General features: G+C 48.8%; 1 pseudogene. It reads right to left on the bottom strand.

Annotation, left to right across the window (positions count from 1 at the left end):
• Positions 1 to 260 (bottom strand): annotated as a pseudogene (locus QVP40_RS11660) (sugar kinase); the annotation flags it as partial.

The raw sequence follows: 260 nt of genomic DNA, 5'->3' as shown, positions 1-260 counted from the left end.
CCCTGATACCACATATAGGCCTTTAAGCTGTTTTCGCTTCCGTTATGGGCATAACGCACATGTCGGGCAATGCATTTCAGGTTGGGATATCTGCGGACAAATTCCTCAAACACCCTCTCCTGCTGTTCAAAATCCGGCTGCATGGGCAAACCGTCTTTCACATCCCCCAGACTGTGATCCTTTTCATCTTTCCAGAGATGATAGGGTTCAATTCCCAGAAGCACATCCACATAAGGCAGGCACCGGGTACAGAAATCCCT

The sequence above is a fragment of the Blautia sp. CAG:257 genome (genome assembly GCF_000433815.1).
Lineage (GTDB): Bacteria > Bacillota > Clostridia > Lachnospirales > Lachnospiraceae > Blautia_A > Blautia_A caecimuris.
Note: the sequence above shows the minus strand (reverse complement) of the source record. Positions and strands in the feature narration are given on the sequence as shown.